The sequence below is a fragment of the Xanthomonas sp. SHU 308 genome (genome assembly GCF_000364645.1).
Taxonomy (GTDB): Bacteria; Pseudomonadota; Gammaproteobacteria; order Xanthomonadales; family Xanthomonadaceae; genus Xanthomonas_A; species Xanthomonas_A sontii.
Map to the genome: position 1 here is coordinate 1 of NZ_AQOK01000782.1, position 2,174 is coordinate 2,174.

A 2,174-nucleotide genomic window follows, 5' to 3' on the forward strand; every position below is an offset into this window, starting at 1 on the left:
ATGGCGTGCGCTACCCGCCGCAGGCCTTGCAGGCGCTGGCCGCGGCCGGCATCGATTATGCGGGCTGGCTGCCCAACCATCGCGCGCCGCAGGCGTTCGCGCATTTCCGCGTCACCGTGCACGTGCCGCGGCGGCCTTACGTGCGCGCCTTGCCCGGCATTCCCACGATCCGCGTGTTCGAGGCGCTGGCTTGCGGCATCCCGCTGGTGTGCGCGCCGTGGGAGGACGCCGAACAGTTGTTCGCGCCCGGCCGCGATTACCTGGTGGCGCGCGACGGTGCGCAGATGCAGCGCCACCTGCACGACGTGCTGCACGACGCCGAGCTGGCTGCGGCGCTGCGCATGCACGGCCTGCACACCATCCGCACCCGCCACAGTTGCGCGCACCGCGTCGACGAACTGCTGGCGGTCCTCGCCGAACTCGACGCGCCCGCCGCGCATCACGACCACCGGAGCCTCAGTCATGCCTAGCCCGTTGCAGATCGCCTTCTTCGGTTCCAGCCTGGTGTCCTCGTATTGGAACGGGGCGGCCACCTACTACCGCGGCCTGTTGCATGCACTGGCGCAGCGCGGCCACCGCATCCACTTCTTCGAGCCCGATGCGTTCGGGCGCCAGCAGCACCGCGACATCGACGATCCGGAGTGGGCGCAGGTCACCGTGTATCCCGGGGCCGCCGAGGCCGATGCGGCGCGCGCGCTGGAGCAGGCGCGCGGCGCCGACGTGGTGGTCAAGGCCAGCGGCGTCGGCGTGTTCGATGCGTTCCTGGAGCGCGAAGTGCTGGGCCTGCGCTCGCCGCGCACCCAGGTGCTGTTCTGGGACGTGGACGCGCCGGCGACGCTGGAGCGGGTGCAGGCCGATGCGGGCGATCCGTTCCGCGCGCAGATCCCGCGCTACGACCTGGTGCTGACCTACGGCGGCGGGCCGCGCGTGGTCTCCGCCTATCGCGCACTGGGCGCGGCCGAATGCGTGCCGATCTACAACGCGCTGGACCCCTCGAGCCACCATCCGTCGCCGGCGCAGCGGGATTTTGCCGCCGACCTGGGCTTCCTCGGCAACCGCCTGCCGGACCGCGAGGCGCGGGTGCGGCAGTTCTTCCTGGAACCGGCGCGGCGCCTGCCTGACGCGAGATTCCTGCTCGGCGGCAGCGGTTGGGACGCAGACCTGCCGGACAACGTGCGCACGCTCGGCCACGTGTCCACGCGCGACCACAACGCCTTCAACTGCAGCGTGCGCATGGTGCTCAACGTCAACCGCGACAGCATGGCGCGCTTCGGCTGGTCGCCGCCGACGCGGGTGTTCGAGGCGGCCGGCGCCGGCGCCTGCCTGATCGTCGATGCCTGGGAAGGGATCGAGGCGTTCCTCGAACCGCAGCGCGAGGTGCTGGTCGCGCACGACAGCGAGCAGGTGGCGCATTACCTGCAACGCATCGACGCCGCGCAGGCGCAGGCGATTGGCGCGCGGGCACGGCAACGCCTGTTGCGCGACCACACCTACACGCACCGTGCGCGCGAGGTGGAAGCCTTGCTGGACGCGCGGCAGCGGGAGGCGGCGTGATGGCCGCGCGCGATATCGTCATCCTCGGCCTGAGCCTGCGCTCGTCCTGGGGCAACGGCCATGCCACCACCTACCGCGGACTGATCGCCGCGCTGCAGGCGCGCGGCGACCGCGTGCTGTTCCTGGAGCGCGACGTGCCTTGGTACGCCGAGCACCAGGATCCGCCGGCGCAGTTGCCGTGCGCGCCGGTGCTGTATGCCAGCCTCGAGGAACTGCAGGATCGGCACGCCGCCGCGATCGCCGCGGCGGACCTGGTGATCGTGGGTTCCTACGTGCCCAACGGCATCGCCGTGGGCACGTGGGTGCAGCAGACCGCGCGCGGCGTGGTCGCGTTCTACGACATCGACACCCCGGTGACCCTGACGGCGCTGCAGCGCGGCGACTGCGCCTACCTGTCGCCGGCGCTGATTCCGCACTATGACCTGTATCTGTCCTTCACCGGCGGCCCGACCCTGCAACGCTTGGAACGCGTCTACGGCGCGCCGCGCGCGGTGCCGCTGTACTGCGCGTTCGATCCGGAGCAATACCGGCCGCAGCCGCAGGCGCATCGTTACGACCTGGGCTACATGGGCACCTACAGCGACGACCGCCAGCCGCCGCTGGAGCGGCTGGTGCTGCAG

At 71.4% G+C, this 2,174-nt stretch carries 2 protein-coding genes and 1 pseudogene; all 3 read left to right on the plus strand.

Going from position 1 to position 2,174, the window contains the following annotated elements:
• The coding region (locus D588_RS0120435) for a glycosyltransferase (protein ID WP_017917323.1) at nucleotides 1-470 on the plus strand (470 nt) is incomplete at its 5' end.
• Nucleotides 463-1,554 (plus strand): glycosyltransferase, encoded by a 1,092-nt coding sequence (locus D588_RS0120440; protein WP_026143937.1) that lies wholly within the window; start codon nucleotides 463-465, stop codon nucleotides 1,552-1,554. The genes D588_RS0120435 and D588_RS0120440, both read left to right, overlap by 8 nt.
• Nucleotides 1,554-2,174, plus strand: a pseudogene (locus D588_RS0120445) (hypothetical protein); the annotation flags it as partial. The gene D588_RS0120440 and the pseudogene D588_RS0120445, both read left to right, overlap by 1 nt.

Excerpts from the sequence above, each read along its gene's own strand:
- D588_RS0120440 (WP_026143937.1), top strand. The coding sequence starts at position 463 with ATGCCTAGCCCGTTGCAGATCGCCTTCTTCGGTTCCAGCCTGGTGTCC.